We start from the raw sequence: 16,012 nt of genomic DNA, 5'->3' as shown, positions 1-16,012 counted from the left end.
CATGACGACGCGTTCTTTCCCTCCCCCGCGCGACCATGCCCTGGACAGCGTCCGCGCGGTCGCTACGTTGCTCGTGATCACGATCCATGTGTGCGCCAAGGGTTTCTTCCTGATGAGCCAGCATAACTGGTGGGCGGTCAATCTCTACGAAAGCACGGCGCGCGTGTCAGTGCCGCTGTTCTTCATGATCAGCGGCGCGCTGCTGCTGCCGCGCAGCCACGAGATCGCATCCATCGGCCGCCGCCTGTGGCGCATCGGACTGCCGCTACTGGCGTGGTCGCTGCTCTACCTGCTGTGGTTCCGCCATACCGGTCAACATCACCGCGGCTGGCTGACCCTGATCCTCGCCGGTCCCGTGGTCGCCCACCTGTGGTATCTGTACGCGCTGGCGGGCATCTATGTCTTCCTGCCGGTGCTGGCGGCCTTCCACCAGGCGCTGCCGCTAAGGCAGCAGGTGTTCTGCCTACTGTTCTGGTTCGTCGCCGCCAGCCTGGTGCCGCTGGAAATCACCCTTACCGGACAACGGCTGCTGGGCATCGACTGGGCCGCGCTGGCGCTCTACCCCGGCTACATGGCGATCGGCGCCTTGCTGTACAAAAAACTGCCTGCCGTACCACAGCGAGCTGTTACCACTTGGGCATGGATGGCCTGGATTTTATTGTCCGTAACGATCGCAGTGGCAACGTGGTGGCGCAGCCATATTCTGGCGCATGCCGACGAGACCTTCTATGTGTATTCGAGCCCGCTGGTGGTAGCGGCTGCCATGGCCGCGTTCGTCGGCCTGCGTGGCCTGGCCGCAGCCGCCGTCCGGCCCGGCAGCAGGCTGCATGGGGCCATCGGCTGGTTCGCCAACRTGAGTTTCGGCGTCTACATGATCCATGTCTGGCTACTGTTCGCGCTCGATGGCTACGGCATCGACTACCGCTTTACCAATCCGTGGCTGGCGATCCCGCTGCTGGTGCTGCTGGCCGCCGCGCTCTCCGCGCTGCTGGTCCGGGCTCTGCAGGTCCTGCCGCTGGTGCGCGCCATCGTGCCGCGCTGAGCGCCGCTGCGCATCGGTGCGTCGGCGAACAGTGGAGGGCTGCCGTACGCACGTAGAATCGTCGTCGACATGTCGACGATTAGGATGCGCGATGGCGACCGGAAGCAGAAAGGAAGAAGGGCTGGAGAAACCACTCGACCGGCAGGGCGGCCAGAGCGCCGGCGTGCCGGCCGAGGGCGAAGTCGAAGGCAATGCCTACAGCCCGCTCGGCACCGCCGGCGTCAAGCACTGGCAGGCGACCTATATCACCGAGGACGGCCTCCAGGACCGCGGCAACATCTTCTTTGCCGCCGTCGAGATGACGCGCATGCCGATGGTCGTCACCGATCCGCGCCAGCCCGACAATCCGATCGTGTTCGCCAACGGCGCCTTCTTCGACCTCACCGGCTACACGGATGAGGAGGTGATCGGCCGCAACTGCCGCTTCCTGCAGGGCCCGCAAAGCGATCGCCGCACCGTGGAAGAGGTGCGCAATGCGCTCAAGGAGGAGCGCGCGGTCGCGGTCGACATCCTGAACTACAAGAAGGACGGCAAGCCATTCTGGAACGCCCTGTTCATCGGTCCGATCTTCGACCAGGACGGCACGCTGCTGTACTTCTTCGCCTCCCAGATGGACATCACCGAGCGCCGCACCACGCAGGAAGCCTATCTGCAGGCGCAGAAGATGGAAGCGATCGGCCAGCTGACGGCCGGCATGGCCCACGACTTCAACAACCTGCTGCAGGTCATCAACGGCAATCTCGAAGTTGCCTTGATCAGCCTCGACCGCCCGGAGGTGGCGCGCGCGCAGCTCGGACGCGCCCAGCGCGCCGCCATGCGCGCCGGCAAGCTGACCCAGCAGCTGCTGACCTTCGCGCGCAAGCAGCGCCTCGAACCGAAGCCGGTCAACATCAACAACCTGGTGGTGGATTTCTCCGAGATGCTGGTACGCACCCTGGGCGGCAAGATCGAGCTGCGCCTCGACCTGCGTCCCGGGCTGCCGGTCTGCATGCTGGACCCGACCCACCTCGAAATGGCCCTGCTCAACGTCCTGATCAATGCGCGCGACGCCATGCCGGACGGCGGCGAGGTGACGGTCGCCACCGCGATCGTGCGCGGCGAGGACCGCCTGAAAGTGCATGGCCTGCCCCACGGCACCTATATTTCCCTGTGCGTGATCGACCACGGCCCCGGCATGGTGCCCGAGGTGCTGCGCCGCGCGACCGAACCCTTCTTCACCACCAAGGGCCCCGGCACCGGGCTCGGCCTGGCGATGGTGCACGGCTTCGTCCAGCAGTCGCACGGCCGCCTCGAGATCGACAGCCACCCCGGCGAAGGCACCAAGGTCACGATGATCTTCCCGGCCGCCGACAGTGCCGCCAGCCGCGCCGACGCCGCAGCGGGAGCGAACGATGCCGCTGCCGACCAGGCCGAAGCCGCCCGGAGCAAGCCCTGCGTGCTGGTGGTCGAGGACAACGACGACGTGCGCGAGCTGGCCGAACAGGTCTTGGGAATGGAAGGCTATGCGGTGCAGTCGGCGGGCAGCGGCGAACAGGCGATGCACCTGCTGCGCGAAGGCGCCCGGGTGGACCTGCTGTTCACGGACGTGATCATGCCGGGCGGGATGAACGGGCTGGAACTGGTCGAACAGGCCCGCGCCCTGCGTCCGGGACTGCCGGTGCTGGTCACGACCGGCTACATGGACGAACTGCCGCAGGGCGGGCGCGGCGGCGGGCTGGACATCCTGGCGAAGCCTTACCGGCAGGATGATTTACTGGAGCGGGTCAGGCAGGCGTTGGAACGCTAGCGCGTAAACGTCGTCCCCGCGAAGGCGGGGACCCAAGTTCTGCGTGCGTCATCGAAACGCATACAAACTTGGATCCCCGCCTGCGCGGGGACGACGGCATTTACGGGAACGACGTAGCTATTTACTGCTTCGGCAACCCACCCAACAAAGCCGCCAGCTTCTGCTTCGGCTTGGCCGAAGCCACCTGCACCGCTTCGGCCGGGTCCTTGCGCGGGACGGCTGCGGGCTCGTAGGGCTTGAGGAACCACGGATCGATCTTCTCGCGGCGCGGGGCGCCCGGGCCGCGCGGGCCGCGTTCGCTGCGTTCGCTCCGCTCGGCGCGCTCGCCACGGTCGCTGCGCTCGAAGCTGCGGCCATCGGCCTCGCGGCGGCCGGTACTGCGGCGGTCGCTCGAGCGCTCGGCCGGGCGGCCCGGCGCGAAGCCGGTCAGTTCGGCGCGCGTGATGGTCTGCTTGATCAGCTTCTCGATGTCGACAAGCAGGCGCTCGTCCTTGTCCGAGTAGACCGACAGCGCATCGCCGGTGGCGCCGGCGCGGCCGGTGCGGCCGATGCGGTGCACGTAGTCCTCGGCGTTGTACGGCAGGTCGTAGTTGATCACGCAGGGCAGGTCGGTGATGTCGAGGCCGCGCGCGGCGACGTCGGTCGCGACCAGCACGTCGATCTCGCCCTTCTTGAAGGCGTCGAGCGCGGCGATGCGTTCCTGCTGGGTCTTGTCGCCGTGGATGGCCGAGGCCTTGATGCCTGCCTGCTCCAGGTAGCGCGCCAGGCGCGAGGCGCCGATCTTGGTGTTCGAGAACACCAGCACCTGCTTCAGGTCGCGCGAGCGGATCAGGTGCTCGACGACGTCGCGCTTCTGCTCTTCCGCCACCTTGTACAGCACCTGGGTGATCGCGGTATTCGTGGCATTGCTGCGCGCGACCTCGATGGTCAGCGGATCGGTCAGGAAGCTGGCGGCCAGCTTCTTGATCTCGGGCGAGAAGGTGGCCGAGAACATCAGGTTCTGGCGCTTCTTCGGCAGCAGGTTGATGATGCGCTGCAGGTCGGGCAGGAAGCCCATGTCGAGCATGCGGTCGGCTTCGTCCATCACCAGCATCTGCACCTGGGCCAGGCTGATGTTCTTCTGTTCGACGTGGTCGAGCAGGCGGCCCGGGGTCGCGATCACGATCTCGACGCCGCGGCGCAAAATCTCGGTCTGCGGCTTCATGTCCATGCCGCCGAAGACGACGGTGGAACGCAGCGGGGTGTGCTGGGCGTAGGCCTTGACGTTCTCGGCGACCTGGATCGCCAGTTCGCGGGTCGGGGTCAGGACCAGCGCACGCACGGCGTGACGGGCCGGCGACATGCTGGTATTCGCATGCGGCAGCAGGTTCTGGATGATGGGCAGCGAGAAGCTCGCGGTCTTGCCGGTGCCGGTCTGGGCCGCGCCCATGACGTCGCGGCCCTGCAGGACGACAGGAATGGCCTGGGCCTGGATCGGGGTCGGGTGGACATAGCCCTGGTCCGACAGCGCGCGCTGGATCTCAGGCGCCAGACCGAAATCGGCGAAGCGCACGGTCGGCGCGCCGCCAGCATCATTGGTGGTCGTTTCAGACATTTCTTCTTTCGGGCGTTAACAATTGCGCTCTACGCCGGGCTGCGACCTGGCATGGCCAACGCGGGAAACTCCGGGGTGACGGGACGCGCCTGGTACGGCGGTGGCGGCTTGGACGGACGTAGAGATACTAAACCGCGCTCAATTTACCTCAAATCTACCCCTCTGTATATGAAATCCTGTACTTTTGGGCCCCGATTTGCGCGCATTTACGCGATTTTCTCTTTACATTCCTTTACCTGGCTTTACCTTTTCCGCCCTCCCCCACTGGGGCTTGCGTCCGATAATTGATGCAGTGCATTAATAAAGGAAGCAATATGGTCGYAAGCATCAGCAGCAACAGCAACAGCGTGTCGAACTGGGCCGACGCCATCTTTTCCAGGCTCGATACCAGGAACCAGGGCTATATCGACAAGACCGACCTGCAGGACGCCCTGTCGAAGGTCGGCGGCAAGGACAAGGCCGGCGGCCAGTCGGTGAACGTGGACGACACCTTCAGCGCCCTCGACGGCGACAACGACGGCAAGATCACCAAGAGCGAACTCACCGACGCGATGACCAAACTATCGGACCAGCTCAACGCGCAGTTCGACGCCTCGCGCGCCGGCCGCGGCGGCGGCGGACAACCACCGGCGGGTCCGCCGCCCGGCGCCCAGGGTGGTGGCGGCACAAGCGGTACGAACGCCACCGACAGCAGCAGCAGCAGCAGCGACTACATCGCCGCCGCCGACACCGACGGCAACGGTAGCGTCAGCGAGGCCGAAAAAGCCGCCTACGACAAGAAGCTGGCAACTGCCCAGTCCGACGGCGGCGGCAGCGGCGCCTCGGACGGCACCCGGCACGCCCGGCACCAGAAGGATCCGGTACGCGAACTGGCGCACGCCATGCACCTGCTGAAGGCCTATGCGGAGAACAGCGGCGGCAGCGGCGGCAGCAATGGCTCGACGGCTTCGACCGGCAGCACCGATGGCGCGAGCGATACGGGCAACGTCAGCGTCAGCGTCGAAGCCTGATATCAGCGGCGCTGCCAGCCGTGTTCGCGCGCCGCGCGCTCGGCGGCGGCATCGAGCGAAGCGCCGGCGATCCGCTGGTCGATCGCATCGAGCACCGCGGCCGGCATGTCGCTGCCGGCCTGGCGGTAGCCGGCCTGTTCCGGCGCCTGGCCCTGCGCCAGCACCGGAATCCGCCAGCTTCCGGCCTCCCGGCAGGCCAGGCCCGCGGTCGCCCCCAGTTTGAAGCTGCGGCAGTATGCCCCTTCTTTCGTCTGGAAGCTGAGGCCAAGGCGCAGCTGTCCCGCCGGCGCGTCCGACGCCAGCCGCTGCGACAGGGCATCGGCCAGCTCGCCGCGCGCCACGAGTTCGCCGCCCTGCTGGACGATGGGCGAGGCCTCGCCGCTGCGCAGCTGTTGCCAGCCCAGCGCGCCGGCCAGTACCCCGGCCGCAAGCGAGGCCGCGATCGCGCCCCACTGGGGCCAGGCCCAGCGCGCCGGTAGCGGACGCGCGTTCGCCTGCGCCAGCACGTCCACGCGCACAGGGCTGCGTGGCGCGAGCGCACCCGCTTGCAGGCGCTCGGGCACCGGCTCGTCGAGCACGCCGGCAAACGCGGCAAAGACATCGGCGCGCAAGGCCCGATGCCGCTCGACCGCCGCCGCCACCCGGGGATCGTCGCGCATGGCCTGCTCGACGCGCGCGCGCTGCTCCGGCGCCAGTTCGCCGTCGGCATAGGCCATCAGGGTTTCATTATCAACATTCATGTCGGTTTCCTTGCCCGGTCGGACAACAGTTCCTGCAGGGCTTCCCGGGCGCGGGCCAGCCGGCTGGTCAGGGTGCCGATCGGTATATCCAGAACTTCCGCCGCTTCCTTGTACGGCAAACCGTCGACCAGCACCAGGCCGATGACCATCCGGTGATCGTCGGACAGCAGGCTCACCGCCTTCTCGACTGCCATCCGCTGCTGGTGCGCGGCCGCGTAATCGTCGCCCACGTGCTCGCCCTCCTCTTCCGGGGCGAACAGCTCGCTGCGGCGCGCACGCGAGCGGACTTCGTCGATCCAGGCATTCTTCACGATGCGGAACAGCCAGCTGTCCAGGCGCGTGCCCGGCTGCCATTGCTCGGCGCGGGTCAGCGCGCGCTCGACGGCGATCTGCACGAGGTCGTCCGCGTCTTCACGGTGGAAGGTAATGGAACGCGCGAACCGGCGAAGGCGCGGCAACAGCGCGGCGATGTCGTTTTCCAGGTCGGCGCTCATGGTCTTCATGATAGAACGGTTCAAGCAGGGATTTTCTTCCCTGCCCCGTTCGTTTTATTTTTCAGGACAACTCATGCATATTATCATCGGCCCATGAAGCGCATTTATTTCCTGATCGCACTCAGCATCGTTTGCAATGCCGCCTCGGCACAGCTGCGCCTGCCGTCGCTGGGACTGCCGCCCGGCCTTGGCCAGCTCGACACGCTCCACGCGCCGGTGCAGCGGCTCGCCGACCGCATCGACCTTCCCGACCTGCGCGCGCTGCGCCTCGACACGGTCGGCAAACTGCTGCGCGAGCATCCCGACGTGCTGGAAGCCGATCCGCATGGCGAGCCGGCCGTCCGGGCCCAGATCCTGGCATGGTCGCCTTCCGCAGCCGGTCTCGAGGCGGCGCGCCAGGCGGGCTTGCGGGTGCTGGCCGAGGAGCGTTTCGAGGAACTCGGGCAAAGCCTCGTCGTGCTGGGTGTGCCCGCGGGGAGCGCCACCGCGGCACTGCTGGAACGCCTGCGCGCGCTCGACCCCGAAGGACACTATGACTTCAACCACGTCTATACAGGCAGCGGCGCGGCGCCCGCCGCGGAGCTTCCGCGCGCGTCCGTGCCATCCTCCACGGACGGCAGCCCGGCAAACGAGGCTAGGCTCGGGCTGATCGACAGCGGCATCGATACCGGCCACCGCGCCTTGCGCGATGCCAGGATCCGCGCCTGGGGCTGCGATGGCGTGGCGCACCCCGATGCGCATGGCACGGCGGTGGCCGCGCTGATGGTCGGGCGCGACGAGCGCTTCCGCGGCGCCCTGCCCGGCGCCCAGCTGTTCGCCGCGGACATCTACTGCGCCAGCCCCACCGGCGGCTCGGCGGGACAAATCGCGGCGGCGCTCGGGTGGCTGGCGCGCGAACAGGTCGGCGTGATCAATATGAGCCTGGTCGGTCCGCCCAACCAGGCCCTCGAACGCATGGTGGCGGCGATGGTCGCGCGCGGACACCTGCTGGTCGCCGCGGTCGGCAACGACGGACCGGCTGCGCCGCCGCTCTACCCGGCCAGCTATCCCGGCGTGGTCGGGGTGACGGGAGTCGACCGCCGTGGCCGGCCGTTGCCGGAAGCGGCGCGCGGTCCGCAAGTGCTGTTCGCGGCGCCCGGCAACAACATGGCCAGCGCCAGCCCCGGCGAACCGCCTTACCGCCCGGTGCGCGGCACCTCGTTTGCGGCCCCCATCGTCGCCGGGCTGCTGGCGCCGGCACTGCCCCGGCCGGACCRCCGGCAGGCGCGCGATGCCGTCACCGCGCTCGCGCACCGGGCCGGCGACGGCACGACCGTCAGCAATGCATTCGGCTACGGCATCGTCGGCGCCGACTTGCGTACCGATCCGGCGCAGCTGCGCTAGCGGCAAAAAATTTTGGGATTTTTTTTGAGAATGATGGAATAAACGGCTGAGCAGGATCGTTTTCCTGATAACGGCGGCGGACAGTCCCCGCCAACTCAAGGAGAACAGACATGAATACCAAAACGATCGCCCGCCACATCGCCCTCATCGCTTCCATCGGCTTTGCCGCCTCGGCGCACGCCCAACTGCTCGGCGGCGGCCACCTCGGCGGCTCCATCGGCGGCATGCTGGGCGGTGGCGGACAGTTCGGCTCCATGGGTGTGCCGGTCACGCGCGTCGACAGCCTGGCGGAAGCGCGCCGCACCGTCCGCGTGCCGGATACCGACAGCGCGCGCAACGGCGCCGCGCTTGTCGGCAATGCATCGGGCAATGCCTCGGGCAAGGCGGCCGGCAACGCCGGCGCCGGCGCGCTCGGCAAGAGCGTCGCCGGCGAAGCGTCCGGCGCCCTGAGCGGCGCCGTTTCCACAGCCGCCGGCCAGAGCGCCACTGCGGCGGCACCGACCGCAGGCAGCGCCCTGCCCGCCAGGGCGATCGCCGGCGAAGCTTCCGGGACGCTGTCCGGCAGCGCCGCCGCGGCACTGCGCCAGACCGCTTCGGCCGCCGCGGGCGCGGGCAATCCGGCGACGGCGCCGCAGGCCGGCGTGCCGGCGGCTCCCAAGCTTCCCGCCATGCCTGCCATGCCTGCCATCTCCGCCGCATCCGCCGCACAGGACGCACAGCAGGGCGGCGCTGGCCTCGACAGCCTGTCGTCCGCTGCCGGCAAGGCGCAGGCCGGCCAGCTCGCCGCCATGGGACACGGCGGCCAGGACGGTAACGGCGACGTGGCGCTCGGCGGCCGGGGCACGGGCGCCGCGAAGAACGCCGCCACCCAGGGCGCGAAAACCCAGCTGGCCACCACCCGTGGCTACGGCGCCGCCAGCACCGCGAACACGAAACATACCCTTCATTCCGCTCACCAGGGCACGGCAAGCGGCAGCAAGCAGGCGCCGGCCCCGGCAAGCAGCACCGGCGGCACGCACGGCGGCGGCGGCGGCCTGGCCGGCAGCGGCAGCGCAAATGGAAACGGCAGCGGCAGCGTGGCCGGCAATGGCGGCGCGGGCAAGGGGGGCGCCGTGAGCGCCGGCCTGTCGATCGGGGGCAGCGCTTCGGCGAACGCCGGCGCCGGGCAATAAACAGGCGGGCCCGGCCCGTCCGGGCCGGTTCAGGACGTGATCAGACCGTGCTCGTCGAGCACGTCGTGCAGCAGCTCGAGCCGGATCATCGGGTTGTCCAGCATTAGCATGTTCTGCTTCTGCTGGTTCGGCAGCGGCAGCAGTTCGCACCAGCGGTTGGCGACCCAGCCGCAGTCGTCCAGGCGGAACGGCGGCTGCACCGGCCAGCGGCTTTGCGGCACGTCGTGCAGCGAGGCCAGCACGCGGTCGAGGGCGTCGGCCGCGCCCTTCAGGTCGGACGGGATGCGCACCGCGTGGTCGTCTTCCAGCAGCTCGGCCTCGGCCATCCACAGGCCATTGCTGCGGCGCTCGGTGGAGAGCAGCTGGAAGCGCGAACCGCCGCGGCATACCACCTGCAGCAGGCCCGGGGTCGAGGCCGTGGTGTCCTGCACCGACGCCAGCGTCCCCAACGCCACGAAGCGTTCCATTCCTTCCGGCGTGCGCACTTCCTGTCCCTGGGTCAGCAGCACGACGCCGAAGGGCGCATCCTCCGTCAGGCAATGGCTGATCATGTCGAGGTAGCGGACCTCGAAGATCTGCAGCGGCAGCACGCCATCCGGAAACAGGACCGTGCTGAGTGGGAACAGCGGTAAGGAGATCGTGGCCATGCGCGCATCATGACAGATTCGCTTCGCGGGACGGAGCACGATTCAATCGTCCGGACCCCGCAAGGGAAGATCGCGGACAACGTCGAGCAGCGCCGCCAGGCGCCAGCGCAGACGGGCCCAGCCGGGGTCCGGCTGGGGCAGCACCTTCACCGTCACCTTCGAGCCGGGCGCGACGTCGCAGGCGAAGGGATAGTCGCCGGCCTGCTCGAAAGGCAGGCGCACCTCGTGGCCCGGCAGCACCAGCACCTGGCCGAACACGTGCGGCGCCAGGTCGCGGTTACGCAGCAGCAGGACGTCGCGCACGCCCAGCGTCAGTCGCAGCTCCGCGGGCACCAGCACGGGCCCGGCCTGGCCGCGCAGGACCGCCGCCCCATGCGGAAATTCCAGCAGGTGTTCGCGCGTCGGATAGTGCAGCGGCGCCAGCGCGGCCCACAGCAGCGCGGCGAACAGGACCGCGGCCAGGGCCCACTGCAGGCGGCGCGGCAGGCTGGCATGGGAGAGGAAGGGCAAGGCAGGCATGGGCGTCGTGGAATGGTGCCGACATTGTAGCCGGAGCAATATCGGCACGCCATCGGCGCCGACTGTTGTGCGCCTTGCCACAGCATGGACGGGTATTCTCTTGCCACCATGACGCTTTTCGATCAGTCAACCAATGCCGCCTCGTCACGCAGCCCGGCTTCCGTCCCGCTGCTCCTGGCCGCGCTGGTCTTCCTGGCGTCGCTGATCGTCACCTACGTGGTGGCCAACAAGGTCGAACACAGCGCCGAGAACGAGCTCGAGGCCATCTTCAACTACCGCGCCCGCGACCTCACCGCCAGCGTGGTGCGCCGCCTGGCGGTCTACGAACAGGTACTGCAGGGCACGCGCGGCTTCCTGCGCGGCTCGGTTGACGTCAGCCAGCGCGATTTCGCCGACTACTACGCCATCCTCAGGCTCAACGAGCGCTTTCCCGGCATCGAGGCGCTGGGCATCGCCGCCATCATTCCGTCGGCCCGGCTCGAGGCCCATGTCGCCGCCATGCGCGCCGCGGGCTTTACTGAGTACGAAGTCAAGCCGCCGGGGCCGCGTCCGCTGTACACCTCGGTCACCCACATCCAGCCCTTCGAAGGCCGCAACCTGCGCGCCTTCGGCTACGACATGTTCAGCGAGCCGGTGCGGCGCGCGGCGATGGAGGCGGCGCGCGACAGCGGCGCGGCGGTCGCCACCGGCCGCGTCACGCTGGTGCAGGAGGGCGCGAACAGCGCGCAGCCCGGCTTCCTGATGTACGTGCCGGTCTACCGCCGCGGCGAACCGCGCGCGACCCTGGAGGACCGGCGCGCCGCCATCGCCGGCTGGGTCTATGCGCCCTTCCGCATGAACGACCTGATGCGCGATCTGGGCGGCGAGCATGCGAGCGACCTCGACGTCGAGATCTACGACGGCCGCCAAGCCGTCGACGCCGCCCTGCTCTACCGCTCGCCGGGCGCCCGTCCCGCGCATGCGCGCGCGAGGTTCACCCACACCGACGTGGTCGATACCGCCGGCCGCACCTGGACCCTGGCGATCCGCTCCGCGCCGCGGCTCGAGGCCACCCTCGACAAGCGCCCGACGGCGGCGATCGCGGCGACCGGCATCGGCCTCGGCCTGCTGCTCAGCCTCGTGGTGTGGCTGCTGGCGACCGAGCGCCGCCGCGCCCTGCAGCTGGCCGGCGGGATGACGCTCGAACTGCGCGAATCGCGCGACCGCATCGATGCCGACCGCCGGCGCGTCCGCCTGATCCTGCAGAACGCCTACGACGCCTTCCTGGCGGTGGGCCCGGACGGCCGCGTCACCGACTGGAATGCCCAGGCCAGCAAGCTGTTCGGCTGGAGCGAAGAAGAAGCGCTCGGCCGCGAAGCCGTCGAACTGATCACGGCGCAGGAACAGCGCGAGCGCTGGCGCACCCATTTTGCCGCCTTCACCGCGCGCGGCGAATGCGCGCTGCTGGCCCGGCCCACCGAGATCACGCTGGCGGACCGCCACGACCGCAGCTTCCCGGTCGAGATCGCGGTCACCGCCCTGCCCTCGGGCGGCGGCTTCGGCGCGGTCGCCTTCGTGCGCGACATCCGGCCGCGCAAGGAGCAGGAGGAGCGCGAGCGCGAGCGCCAGCAGCGCCTGGTCGATGCGCGCGCGGCGCTGCATCGCTCGCAGAAGCTGGAGGCGGTCGGCAAGCTCACCGGCGGCGTGGCCCACGACTTCAACAACATCCTGCACATCATCAGCGCCAACGTGCAGCTCATGATGCGCAACGAGGAGAACAGCCGCAAGCGCCTGCTCGGCATCATGGACGCGGTGGAACGCGGCAAGAAGCTGACCACGCAGCTGCTGGCCTTCGCGCGCCGCCAGCCGCTGCACCCGAGCGTGGTCGCCCCGGCGCAGCTGATCGAACGCATGGACAGCCTGCTGCACCGCGCGGCCGGCGACGCCATCGAGATCCGCTTCGACATCTCGCCGGAACTGTGGAACACCCTGGTCGACCCCAACCAGCTCGAGAACGTGCTGCTGAACCTGGTGATCAATGCGCGCGACGCCATGAACAACCAGGGCCGCATCACGATCGCCCTCGACAACATCGGCGTCGAGGAAGGCAGCGCGCTGGCCGTCAACAACATCCGGCCGGGCGAGTACGTGAGGATCGCCGTCAGCGACACCGGCAGCGGCATGCCGCCGGAAGTGATGGAACGCGCCTTCGAACCCTTCTTCAGCACCAAGCCCGAGGGCAAGGGCACCGGCCTGGGACTGTCGATGGCGCACGGCTTCGTCAAGCAGAGCGGCGGCCATATCCGCCTCGCCAGCGTGCCGGACCAGGGCACCACGGTCACCATCTTCCTGCCGCGCGCGCTGCAGGACAAGCCGGACCCGTTGTACATCCCGACCCCGCACTGAACGGAATGATTCCGATGCGCGCCAACAGCCCGATTCCTGCGGACGGCGGCTTCGACCACACGCTGGCGCTGCTGTCCGAAGGCTACCGCTTCCTGACGGGACGCTTCGAGCGCTTCGGCGCCGACATCTTCACCACCCGCCTCATGCTGCGCAAGGCGCTGTGCGTGCGCGGCGAGGATGCCGCGCGCATGTTCTACCAGCCGGGACGCTTCACGCGCCGGCACGCGCTGCCGCCGACCACGATGGCGCTGCTGCAGGATGTCGGCAGCGTGATGGCGCTGGACGGCGAGGCCCACCGCAAGCGCAAGGCGATGTTCATGTCCTTGCTGGGACCGCTGGAGCGCCAGCGCCTGGTGGGACTGGCGGTGGCGCAGTGGCGCGCCCGGTTCGCGCACTGGGCCAGCCTGCCTTCGGTGGTGGTGCATCAGGAAGCGGAACTGGTGCTGTGCCGCGCGATATGCCAGTGGGCCGGCATCCCGGTCAGCGCCGACGAGGCGCGCGAACGCACCGCGGAATTGTCGGCGATGATCGACGGCGCCGCATCAAGCGGGCCGCGCACCTGGAAGGCGCTGATGCTGCGCCACCGCACCGAGCGCTGGGCACGCGCCCTCATCGACGCCGTGCGCGCCGGACAAGCGCAGCCGCCCTTCGACAGCGCGCTGAATGTCATCGCGCGCCACCGCGACGCCGACGGCCGCCCGATCGACCGCAAGCACGCGGCGGTGGAGCTGATCAACTTCCTGCGCCCGACCGTGGCGGTGGCGCGCTACATCGCGTTCGCGGTGCTGGCCATGCACGAGCATCCGGCATGCCGCGAGCGCATCGCCGCCGGCGACGACGCTTACTTGACGATGTTTGCGCAGGAAGTGCGGCGCTACTACCCCTTCCTGCCGGCGATCGGCGGACGGGCGCTGCACGATTTCGACTGGCACGGGCTGCACATCGCGAAAGGCACCTGGGTCCTGCTCGACCTGTATGGCACCGACATGCATCCGGCAATCTGGGGCGACCCCGGCGTGTTCCGGCCCGAGCGCTTCGAGCGCCACGAGAGCAGCGGTTTCGACCTGGTGCCGCAAGGGGGAGGAGATCACTATGCGGGCCACCGCTGCCCCGGCGAGGCGGCCACGGTCGACCTGCTGAAATCGGCGGCGAAGCTGTTCGCCACCGAGATTGTTTACGAAGTACCGCCCCAGGACCTGACGATCGATCTGGGGCGGATTCCGACCCTGCCGGCCAGCGGCATGGTCATCGGGAAGGTAAGGCCGCGAGCCTAGACGCGGACTCAGTCGCGGATCAGGCGGCCCTGCTGCACGCGCACGCGCTCGCCGTTGCCGAAACGCGGACGGCCCTGCTCGGTGAAGGTGCGGTAGCCGCCGGCGGCCATCTTGACGCGGACGTCGGTGTAGGTGACCTTGTTCATGTTGCGCTCGACGCGGTTGCCGGCATAGGCACCGCCGACAGCGCCGGCGATGGTGGCGAGGGTGCGGCCATTGCCGCTGCCGACCTGGTTGCCCAGCAGGCCGCCGACCACGGCGCCGCCGCCGGCACCGAGGCCGCTGCCACGCTCGGCCGCGCGTTCATAGGTATGGGTCGAGACCACGGTGCCGCAGTTATGGCATTGCGCGGACGCGTGATGGTTCGGTGCGGCCTGGGCGGCCAGCGGTGCGGCGCCGGCCGCGGCGAAAGCGGCGATCATGGCGAGGCGGGAGCCGTATGCAGAGATGTTTTTCATGATGTTCCCCTTTTTGTATGTTGTGTTAAGCATGGGCACAGGTTAACGGTGGCGGCCTGTTCCGGAAAGAGTAAAACCGTATCAAATGCAAGCGGTTGTAACGGGACCATTGTTCAAACGATGAGCCGTGCGCCCGATTTGGGCGCCTCCTGCGTATCCTTGGGCCATCCACCGAGCGGAGGCCGGGTATATGGAAAAGCGACCGTTCGACGTCGGCATCGCATTCGAACGCATCGAAGAAGCGGTACGGCCCTGGCCGAAGGCGGCGCTGTTCCAGCTGGCCGAGGAAGGCCATACCTCGGTCTTCGAGCAGCTGCTGGCCTGCATGATCTCGATCCGCACCTACGACGAAGTGACCTTGCCGGTATCGCGCAAGCTGTTCGCGCAGGCCCGCACGCCTGCGGAGGTTTGCCGCTTATCCAGGGAAGAACTGGACGCCTTGATCAGTCCCAGCACCTTTCACGAGCGCAAGGCGCAACAGATCCTGGCCATCGCGCGCGAAGTGGAAGAACAATTCGGCGGCATCCTGCCCGGCGACCGCGAGGTGCTGCTGTCCTTCGCCGGCGTCGGCCCCAAGTGCGCGAACCTGGTGCTGGGCGTGGCCTGTGGCACGCCCGTGATCAGCGTCGACATCCACGTGCACCGGGTGACCGGGCGCTGGGGCTATGTTTCGGCCTCGACGCCTGAAAAGACTTTATTGGCGCTTGAAAAGAAGCTGCCTCAGCAATACTGGATCGACATCAACCGGCTGCTGGTGCCGTTCGGGAAGCACATCTGCACCGGGAACCGTCCGCGTTGTTCGACTTGCCCGGTGCTGGACATGTGCCGGCAGGTGGGGGTGACGGCGCACCGGTAAGCGCCATCACGACGAAGCGGCCACGCCCGGAGGCGCGGCCGCATGGCTTGAACATGCAGTGTCAATGGATGGCCGGACGCGTAGCGCCCTTGCCGGCAGCGGCGCCGGCACCGGCACCCCGCGGTTGGTAGGCCTGGGCGGCCTTGTTGCTATCGAAGTACTCCTTGAAGCTCGCGATCTTGCCGCCCGCGATGCTGAACACGTGGCACCAGTCATCGCTGTATTCGGCGCCCGTTGCCTTGACGGTATAGGCGCCGTGGCCGAGCACGACCACCTGGTCGCCCTGCCCGATGAAGCGGTCCGGCTTGAATTCGCGCGGTTCCTGGCACTCGGCCAGGATACGGAAAAAGTCGGACACTTGGGCCAGACCGTGGCGCTTGCCGGTGAAGGGGATGCCTTCCACTTCCGGAAGCTCCCATTCGATGTCCTGCGCAAGCAGGCTCAGCAGGGTCTGGATGTCGCCCTTGTCATAGGCGGCGTACGCCTGTTTGAGCAGGCTGATGTTTGCTTGCTCGCTCATGATCCCCTCCATGGTTGTCGGATGATCGGACTTTCAGTATCGGTTTTTTGGAGGGAAATGCAATGGTGGGCGAGTAATTGGGGAGAGAAAGCCACGGCCAGCACAAGCATGGCGTCTGATGCTGAACTAACG

Annotated in this window: 15 protein-coding genes; 8 read left to right on the top strand and 7 right to left on the bottom strand. The window is 68.2% G+C overall.

Annotation, left to right across the window (positions count from 1 at the left end; translation table 11 throughout):
* The first annotated feature begins 1 nt into the window (after position 1).
* Entirely contained in the window at positions 2-1,042 is a 1,041-nt protein-coding gene (locus tag AC1DIX_RS01695; protein WP_477321500.1) for an acyltransferase, read from the top strand.
* A gap of 91 nt (positions 1,043-1,133) precedes the next feature.
* Positions 1,134-2,828, top strand: a complete 1,695-nt coding sequence (locus AC1DIX_RS01690; RefSeq protein ID WP_477321498.1) for a histidine kinase famiy protein — start codon at positions 1,134-1,136, stop codon at positions 2,826-2,828.
* Positions 2,829-2,949: 121 nt separating this feature from the next.
* On the opposite strand, the gene AC1DIX_RS01685 is transcribed toward AC1DIX_RS01690, so the two are convergent.
* A complete protein-coding gene (locus AC1DIX_RS01685) occupies positions 2,950-4,422 on the bottom strand; it encodes a DEAD/DEAH box helicase (protein ID WP_477321496.1) in 1,473 nt (490 codons plus the stop codon).
* Positions 4,423-4,736: 314 nt separating this feature from the next.
* Between AC1DIX_RS01685 and AC1DIX_RS01680 the strand changes: the two genes are divergently transcribed.
* Positions 4,737-5,432, top strand: coding sequence for an EF-hand domain-containing protein (locus AC1DIX_RS01680; protein WP_477321494.1), 696 nt, complete (start codon positions 4,737-4,739; stop codon positions 5,430-5,432).
* Positions 5,433-5,434: 2 nt separating this feature from the next.
* Here AC1DIX_RS01680 and AC1DIX_RS01675 read toward each other — a convergent pair whose 3' ends face one another.
* Positions 5,435-6,172 (bottom strand): anti-sigma factor family protein, encoded by a 738-nt coding sequence (locus AC1DIX_RS01675; protein WP_477321492.1) that lies wholly within the window; start codon positions 6,170-6,172, stop codon positions 5,435-5,437.
* Positions 6,169-6,690 carry an RNA polymerase sigma factor gene (locus tag AC1DIX_RS01670; RefSeq protein ID WP_477321490.1) on the bottom strand — a complete coding sequence of 174 codons (522 nt, stop codon included), beginning with the start codon at positions 6,688-6,690 and terminating at the stop codon, positions 6,169-6,171. Before AC1DIX_RS01670 ends, AC1DIX_RS01675 begins: the two co-directional genes overlap by 4 nt.
* A gap of 69 nt (positions 6,691-6,759) precedes the next feature.
* On the opposite strand from AC1DIX_RS01670, the gene AC1DIX_RS01665 reads away from it, so the two are divergent.
* Together AC1DIX_RS01665 and AC1DIX_RS01660 are read left to right on the top strand one after the other, a co-directional pair.
* Complete coding sequence (locus AC1DIX_RS01665) at positions 6,760-8,049, top strand: S8 family serine peptidase (RefSeq protein ID WP_477321488.1); 1,290 nt, start codon at positions 6,760-6,762, stop codon at positions 8,047-8,049.
* A gap of 110 nt (positions 8,050-8,159) precedes the next feature.
* Positions 8,160-9,221 carry a hypothetical protein gene (locus AC1DIX_RS01660; protein WP_477321486.1) on the top strand — a complete coding sequence of 354 codons (1,062 nt, stop codon included), beginning with the start codon at positions 8,160-8,162 and terminating at the stop codon, positions 9,219-9,221.
* 29 nt (positions 9,222-9,250) lie between these two features.
* Here AC1DIX_RS01660 and AC1DIX_RS01655 read toward each other — a convergent pair whose 3' ends face one another.
* Together AC1DIX_RS01655 and AC1DIX_RS01650 are read right to left on the bottom strand one after the other, a co-directional pair.
* The gene (locus AC1DIX_RS01655; RefSeq protein ID WP_477321484.1) at positions 9,251-9,868 is read right to left on the bottom strand and encodes an LON peptidase substrate-binding domain-containing protein; all 618 of its coding nucleotides are present in this window, start codon (positions 9,866-9,868) and stop codon (positions 9,251-9,253) included.
* Positions 9,869-9,910: 42 nt separating this feature from the next.
* Positions 9,911-10,387, bottom strand: coding sequence for a cupredoxin domain-containing protein (locus tag AC1DIX_RS01650; protein ID WP_477321482.1), 477 nt, complete (start codon positions 10,385-10,387; stop codon positions 9,911-9,913).
* 108 nt (positions 10,388-10,495) lie between these two features.
* Here AC1DIX_RS01650 and AC1DIX_RS01645 point away from each other — a divergent pair, with 108 nt between their 5' ends.
* On the top strand, positions 10,496-12,772 hold the full coding sequence (locus tag AC1DIX_RS01645; RefSeq protein ID WP_477321480.1) for a CHASE domain-containing protein: 2,277 nt from the start codon (positions 10,496-10,498) through the stop codon (positions 12,770-12,772).
* A gap of 14 nt (positions 12,773-12,786) precedes the next feature.
* On the top strand, positions 12,787-14,046 hold the full coding sequence (locus AC1DIX_RS01640) for a cytochrome P450 (RefSeq protein WP_477321478.1): 1,260 nt from the start codon (positions 12,787-12,789) through the stop codon (positions 14,044-14,046).
* Positions 14,047-14,054: 8 nt separating this feature from the next.
* Here AC1DIX_RS01640 and AC1DIX_RS01635 read toward each other — a convergent pair whose 3' ends face one another.
* Entirely contained in the window at positions 14,055-14,504 is a 450-nt protein-coding gene (locus AC1DIX_RS01635) for a glycine zipper 2TM domain-containing protein (RefSeq protein ID WP_441934763.1), read from the bottom strand.
* Between the two features lie 190 nt (positions 14,505-14,694).
* On the opposite strand from AC1DIX_RS01635, the gene AC1DIX_RS01630 reads away from it, so the two are divergent.
* Complete coding sequence (locus tag AC1DIX_RS01630; RefSeq protein ID WP_477321476.1) at positions 14,695-15,360, top strand: endonuclease III domain-containing protein; 666 nt, start codon at positions 14,695-14,697, stop codon at positions 15,358-15,360.
* A gap of 61 nt (positions 15,361-15,421) precedes the next feature.
* Here AC1DIX_RS01630 and AC1DIX_RS01625 read toward each other — a convergent pair whose 3' ends face one another.
* Positions 15,422-15,880: a nuclear transport factor 2 family protein gene (locus AC1DIX_RS01625; RefSeq protein ID WP_441934761.1), complete on the bottom strand. Its 459-nt coding sequence runs from the start codon at positions 15,878-15,880 to the stop codon at positions 15,422-15,424.
* Between the last annotated feature and the right edge of the window lie 132 nt (positions 15,881-16,012).

This window comes from Massilia sp. 05N420 (assembly GCF_056397205.1).
Note: the sequence above shows the minus strand (reverse complement) of the source record. Positions and strands in the feature narration are given on the sequence as shown.